This window comes from Streptomyces sp. bgisy159, assembly GCF_057707805.1.
Map to the genome: position 1 here is coordinate 392,785 of NZ_JBYIQX010000002.1, position 6,849 is coordinate 399,633.

Below are 6,849 nucleotides of genomic sequence, written 5' to 3' on the forward strand. Positions count from 1 at the left end.
GTTTCCTTACGTGTCAGAACTCGCCTGAGGGGCGAAGACCGCTTCGAACAGTTCGCCTTGGACGGGCAGCACCATAGGAAATTCCGATCGCGCCATGGCCGCGGCGTCGGAAGTGCGCCTCACCTGCCACTGCGCGCCACCAAGGGGCCAGTGAATCACGAGTCGGTTGCCGCCCGTGCGGACCACGGATGCGGGGACGGCGAGCCGCAGACGCCGCCAACCGTCGGTCGCGACCGGCAAGTTCCCGATCTCCGTTCCGTTGGCGAGGACTGTAGCCGGTTCCCCGCGGCCGACGGCCTCAGGAGTCCGGTACACGAGAGTCAGCTCCCCGGCCACGGCCTCCGGCAGTTCGAAGGCGAGGGTGCTCGTCCGTCCGAAGCACTGGAGGTAACTGCGCTCGGGCAGATGGTTGGGCGGCCGGAACGCGCCATCGATCAGGCCCTGTTCCACCGCGGCAAGCAGGTCTGTCGTGCGGGGGCGGGGTTCCGGGGCCGGTGTGCTCTCCCCTCCGTTGACGCCGTCGCAACCATCGGGCCGCAGGGTGTTGCCGGTCTCTCGGCCCAGGCACCTCCTGAGCGACCACATGCCCAGCGTCTCCGCCTGCCGGGTCAGCATGGGAGCGAGGTAGCGGTGGGCCTGAGGAGTGGCGACCAGGGTCGTCACCGCCGGGTGTGTCCACACCGGCCCGTCGGCTTGGAGTACGTCGAGCAGGGCCTGCGCCGTCTCGGGCACGCCGAGCACGGCGGCGCGGGTCAGCTCCGCCACGCGCTCCTCGGGCTGCCCGTAGAAACTGTTGTGCACGGCGGCCAGCAGAAACGACATTGCCCTGGCTTTCTCGGAGGCCCCGGGTCCAGGTGGTGTGGTGCCCTGGGGCAGCCCACGGATCTCGTCCGTGACCGCGGCGGCCAGAAGCTCGATGCCCTGATCGCTGAGGTGACAGTAGTCGAGGAAGTACGAGGGGTCCGGTAGCGTGTGCGGTGTCCGGTGGCGCAGAAGGGCGCCCAGGTCGACGCAGCCGAAGCCGAGCCTCGCACCCGTTTCCGCCATCATGGCCCGGATGGGGGAGATGACGCGGGGCGTATGGGTGGTCAGCAGTCCGGCGGCGGCGTCCCGGGCCGTTTCCAGGGCTCGCTCCTCGTCGGCGGCGCGGCCCAGCGTCCGGGCGGCCTGCGCGCGCAGCCAGCCTGTGGCCGGGCTGAGCCCTCGGTCGAGGGAGGCCATCTCCTCGGTAAGCGTGAGCACCGACTCCGCGTCGCCCCGGCCTTGGGCATCTTCGGCCCGTCGGCGCAGTCCGGCCCACCGTGTGAGGGCGTCGGGAGTCAACGGCGGGAGTTCCAGTTCCGGGTCGGGTGACCAGCCGCGCAGGTTGAACTCCGGAATGACCAGGACGACACGGGCTTCGCACGACCGTGCCACCTGAGCAAGGCGGTTCAGCAACCGCAGGGCTTCGGGGGCGACGATCCGGTCGAGAAAACAGTCGCGCATGGTCGCGTAGTCGCCGTTGCGCAGTGCTGTGGCCAGCAGGTCGAGGTGCGCCGGGGTGTGCTGGGGCAGCACCCAGTTGTTGCCGGCGTAGACGACGATCATGTCCGGGCGCAGCACCGGCAGTTGGCCCACCAGGGTCATGAGCTCGCGCAGGCTCTGTCCGGTCTGCGCAAGGTCGATGCACTGGTGAGCGCCCGGCGCGGCGTCGTCCAGTTGGCGCTGCAGGGCGAGCGCAGGGGTGAAGACCGGGTCGAGGAGGAAGCCCCGGGCGCTGGATTCGCCGAGCAGGACGATCCGCTCGGCCTCTTCACTCAGTGGAATGTCCGCCAAATCGGCCCAGGTGCGGGCCTCATCCACGGGCAGGGATCGGCGGCGCAGCGTGGTGCCGCCATCGGTGCGCACCACATCCCAGGGGCCCACCGTCGGTATGCCCGGCTCGGCTCCGCCGGCCGCCCGCGATCCGTTCCCGGTCGCTTGCCGGGAGCCGGTGACAAGGGCCAGTTTCTGCAGTTCTGCCAGGATCTCCGCACCTCGCTCGTCCGCCAGCAGGCGGGCCAGGTTGTCGGCGCGGGCCGCGAAGCGCTCTTCCGGATGATTCACGATCGGCTCCTACAGGAAGGTGTACACGTCGCGGCTGATCGGCGGTCGCTGATAGGGCAGCAGATCGTCGAGCAGACCCGGCCAGTGCCGCGGCAGATCGGCGCGGGCGATGACCTGGTCACCGAGGACCAGAGCGTCGAGATTTGACCGGACGAAACATGTCAGGGCGTCGGCTGGCGAGCAGACGATGGGCTCACCACGCATATTGAACGACGTGTTCAGCAGGATCGGGAAGCCCGTGAGATCCCCGAACGCAGTGAGCAGTCCATGGAAGCGCGGCGCGTCGGACCGGTCGACGGTCTGCACGCGCGCACTGCCGTCGACATGGGTGATGGCGGGCAGTTCACTCCCTCGTCGCACAGTGGTCGTGTCGAGCATGAAGGGGGAGGGTTCCGCAAGATCGAAGAACTCCGCGCAGCGCTCGGCCACCACGGCGGGGGCGAAGGGACGGAATGCCTCGCGCTTCTTGACCAAGGCGTTGATCTTGTCCCGCATCCCGGGGTCGCGGGGGTCGGCCAGGATCGAGCGTGCGCCGAGCGCGCGGGGTCCGAACTCCATCCGCCCCTGGTACCAGCCGACGACCGCCCCGTCCGCCAGGAGCCGAGCGGCGTGGGCCAGCAGCCCGGCTTCGTCACCCGCGAAGTCCAGTGCCGGCACCCCGGCCCGACGCATCCAGGTGCGCGCGGGCGCGGTGCGGCCGGTCGGACCGAGCCGTGCGTCGGTGAGCCTGCGTGGGCTGAACTGCCCGGTCAGCCGGTGATGCACCATGGCCGCGGCGCCGATGGCTCCTCCCGAGTCGCCCGCGGCTGGCTGGACGAAGATCTCCTCGAACGGCCCCTGTTCCCGAATGCGCCGGTTCGCCACGCAGTTGAGGGCGACACCACCGGCGTAGCCGAGGCGAGTGCTGCCCGTCACCTGGTGCAGATGGTCCAGCTTGAGGAGGAGGAGTTCCTCGAGCAGCAACTGCAGGCTGGCCGCGACGTCGGTGTGGAACTGCTCGATCTCGGACTCGGGGCTCCGGGCGGGACGACCGAGCAGTGTGCAGAGGCTGTCCGTGTACATGGGCCCGCTGCCGCTGAGGTCGAAGTGGTCGAGGTCGAGCCGGAACTGTCCACCGTCCTGGTCGGTCACCAGGCGACGCAGCAGGTCGACGTAGCCCGGGCTGCCGTATGGTGCCAGGCCCATCACCTTGTACTCGTCACTGTTGACGGCGAACCCGAGATACGAGGTCACGGCGCTGTAGAGGATTCCCAGCGAGTGCGGGAACCGGACCTCCTCGAAGAGTTCGATGCCGTTCTTGTCGCCGCGGCCGTAGCTGGTGGTGGTCCATTCGCCGACGGCGTCGGCGGTGAACAGCGCGGCGCTGTCAAATCCGGACTGGTAGAACGCGCTGGCGGCATGGGCCTCATGGTGTGCCACCGCGGTCACCGGGCCGACGAAGCCCAGCAACTGCTCGATCTGCCGGAACGGGCGGCTGGCGTCCAGCTTGCCGAGTGCCACCGGTGAGGTTTCGGGCACCTGTGGCAGGCCCGACCACAGCTGGCGGCCGAGCTTGCGCTCCGGCCGCTCGTAGTAGGCCACGTGCTCCACATCGGTGATGTGGACGCCCGCGTCGCTCAGGCACGCCCGCACCGCCCGCACGGGCATGGCGGGGTCGAACCGGGTGCGGGTGAAGCGCTCCTCCTGCGCGGCGGAGACGATCTCCCCATCGATCATGACAGCGCACGCGGAGTCGTGGTACAGCGCGGAGATACCAAGGATGATCATATGTCCCGTCCTGTTCCGTGCAGGGCCGACGTCTTGCCTGCGCATGCCGCGTCGCCCGCCGTCGCGACCGGCCCGCCTGCTCCCAGCACATCCAGGACCAGGCGCCGTCCTCGAACCGCGCAGTCACCCGTGCCGACGAAGAGCAGTGCATCGCGGGCGACCAGCGATGCGATGAGGGAGTTGGTCGGACCGAAGGAGTGGGCGGTGGGTGTGCCGCCGTTCTCGAGCGACCGTTCCTCGGCGCTGAAACCCGACACCCTGCGTCGCTCGAAGCAGCGCCAGCAGTGGCCGGCTGCCGGGTCGAGAAGTGGCCCCCAGTAGCCACTGCCGAGCCCGACCGCCCCACCGATCAAAGGCGTCGCCGTGCGCTCGGCCCACGCCCAGGCAGTGTCCCAGATGGTGCGCGGCTGGTCTGCGGCGACGACCAGCAGGTCGAGGGAGTTCGGAAGGGCGTCGAGATCCTCCCGAGAGACCACCTTGCGTCGCAGTGTGTGGACACGCACATCGGGACTTACGGCCTGCAGTGCGCGTGCAGCCACGGTCACCTTGGCCTCGCCGACGTCGGCGGCGGTGAACAGGTACTGCCGGTTGAGGTTGTGAACGGCGACCTCGTCGTGGTCGATCAGCCAGAGCTCCGGCACGCCCGCACCGACGAAGTGCTGGGCTGTCAACCCGCCGATACCGCCGACGCCGAGGACCGCCACAGAGCAAGTGCGCAGTCGGTCCTGGGCGCGCTGCCCGTCCGGTGTCACCGACGTCAGCCACCCCACCTGTCGATCCCACGGAACGCTCTGTTCCACGTATGGAGGTTCGGCCGTGAGCCAACCGAGCGCGTCCAGGCGCTCGATGAGCCGACGGACTGTGCGGGCGGAGGATCCCTCGGCCAGCGTGTCGCGGTCGGCTCCCGAGCGCAGTCGCCGTACAGCGTCGGCGGCCGAAGAGCCCGTCGAGCGGATCCGCAGCGCCTGGGTGCCCTGTACGAGAAGCATGCCGCCGTCATGGGCATACACCTGGACGCTGTCGACGAGTCTGATCTCATCGCCGGGCATCGTGTCCTCCCGCGCCCGTCGCAGCCCCCGTCAGCATGCCCGCCGTGGTCAGGCTCGAGAACAGTGATCCGGCCGCCCGCTCGCCCGCGTGATCGGTCAGCTGTCGCATCGTGAAGGGCGCCCCGTCCAAGTACGGTCGCAGAATCCGCACCGCCTTGGAAGGAACACGGATCTGCTCTCGGGTCCTCATGTTGGTGCACACCATGGCGCCCTCCAGCTCCAGGACATCGAGATCCTCGACCGCGAGGCGGAACAGTTCGTCCGGACGGTTGGAGGCCGTAGGAGCAGGACGGTAACGGCGGCTGTTGACCTTCTCGGCGAACTCCCGGTAGCGCCGGTGGATGTCCGCCCGCTGTTCCGGCGTCATCGCCGGATCGACGTTCTGGAGGTGATTGAGCGCATACTGCGCCTGCCCCGAGGTTTGGACCGCAGGGCCCACGGTGAGACCGAACCGCTCAGGGTTGCGGCCCACGTTGGAGGACCTGGTCGCCTCGAAGGGGAACACGGAGACGGAGAGCAGCGTGTCGGCGAAGTCCTGGACGTCGTCCAGCGCCCGCAACGCCTCGTCGTACGTGGTGGTCGGCAGGTCCGGGATGAGGTTGATGATGAGAGGAAGACCCACCTCGCGGGCGTCTCGCAGGAAGCGGAGGTTCTCCTCACGGTCGGCCGACTTGTGGACCAGTTCTAGCACCCTGGTGATCGTCGTCTCCATACCGACGACGAGAAACTCACAGCCGGCCTCCGCCATGAGGGCAAGCAGCTCGCGGTCGAACCTGCGGTCCACCATGGCGAACGAGTTCCAGCTGATCCGAAGGTTCCGGTCGATCAGTGCGCGGCAGACCCGGCGGGCGAACGCAGGCGGAATGGACTCGGTGATGAACGTGAACCGCGAGACGCCGAAATCGTCGACCAAGGTGGCAAGTTCGTCCACGAAACCGTCGGGGCGCCGCCCCCGGAACGGCGGGCTGCCGTCGTACAGCTCGATGAAGTCGCAGTAGTCGCACTTGCCCCAGTAGCAGCCGCGGGCCTGAGTCACCGCGAGCACGGGCGCGGCAAGCCGGTTCAGGACTTCCTTCGGATACAGAGGCGGGGGCAGCCGGTTGATGTCGGGGCCCGGGGCGGGCGCGTTGTGGTGGGTCGCACCGTCGCCGTCCAGATGGCTGACGCCGGGCACAAGGGCGGGCTGCCAGTCGCCCCGCCCGGTCTGCTCGGCAAGCGCCAGAAGGGGCTGCTCGCCGTCAAAGCGTACGACGCAGTCGATGTGGGGATGGTGGACCAGGAGACGGTCGAGGTCGGCGGGGTCCATCAGGCTCACGGCCGGTCCGCCCAGCACTACCCGTACATCCAGCCCCAGGGCCTTGACGTGCGCGGCGAGCAGGAGGGCGGGCAGCAGCTGAGGGCCCATGGGCACCGAGATACCGACCAGCGACACCCGCTCACCGATGCGGCGGCGCAAGTCCGCCTGCGCATAAAAGGCGTTGTACGCGCGTACGACGGCGTCGTCGTGGTCCAGCGGCCCCAGTACCCTCTCGTCCGGGTCGACCAGATAGGGCGTGGACAGCAGGCGCACCACATAGCCGTACGGCGAGTCGGGGCCGAAGTCGTGCCGTCCGTCGGAATCGAACACGCGCTCCTGGGAGCGCGACAGCCAACGCGCCGCGGCACCAGCCATGGTCTCGGGGCCCACCTCGGGCAGCCGGCCGCCCTGAGCACGCGCCTGGTCGAGCAGCCACAGGGCGAACTCTTCGTTGAGGTCGGCCTGTTCACTGGGTATGCCGGCCTGGTTCAAGAAGGCAGCCAGCGCCGCGGTCGACGGGTAGAAGCTTCCGAAGTTGGTGTCGACCAGAGGTGGGAAAGCCAACCACACTTCGGCTGGTGTCGCTTGATGCACGGTGTCTCCGGTACGAGGCGAGGCGGAGGGATGATGGGCTACGCAAGGCGGGTGTGG

4 protein-coding genes are annotated in these 6,849 nt (G+C 68.9%); all 4 read right to left on the reverse strand.

The features are described from left to right. Positions 1–6: 6 nt before the first annotated feature. Positions 7–2,085 carry an SGNH/GDSL hydrolase family protein gene (locus AC3ET3_RS03915; protein ID WP_435611614.1) on the reverse strand — a complete coding sequence of 693 codons (2,079 nt, stop codon included), beginning with the start codon at positions 2,083–2,085 and terminating at the stop codon, positions 7–9. Between the two features lie 9 nt (positions 2,086–2,094). After that, entirely contained in the window at positions 2,095–3,852 is a 1,758-nt protein-coding gene (locus tag AC3ET3_RS03920; RefSeq protein WP_435611615.1) for a carbamoyltransferase family protein, read from the reverse strand. Then, complete coding sequence (locus tag AC3ET3_RS03925; protein WP_435611616.1) at positions 3,849–4,901, reverse strand: ThiF family adenylyltransferase; 1,053 nt, start codon at positions 4,899–4,901, stop codon at positions 3,849–3,851. Before AC3ET3_RS03925 ends, AC3ET3_RS03920 begins: the two co-directional genes overlap by 4 nt. Beyond that, the coding region (locus AC3ET3_RS03930; RefSeq protein WP_435611617.1) for a B12-binding domain-containing radical SAM protein at positions 4,888–6,849 on the reverse strand (1,962 nt) is incomplete at its 5' end. The genes AC3ET3_RS03930 and AC3ET3_RS03925, both read right to left, overlap by 14 nt.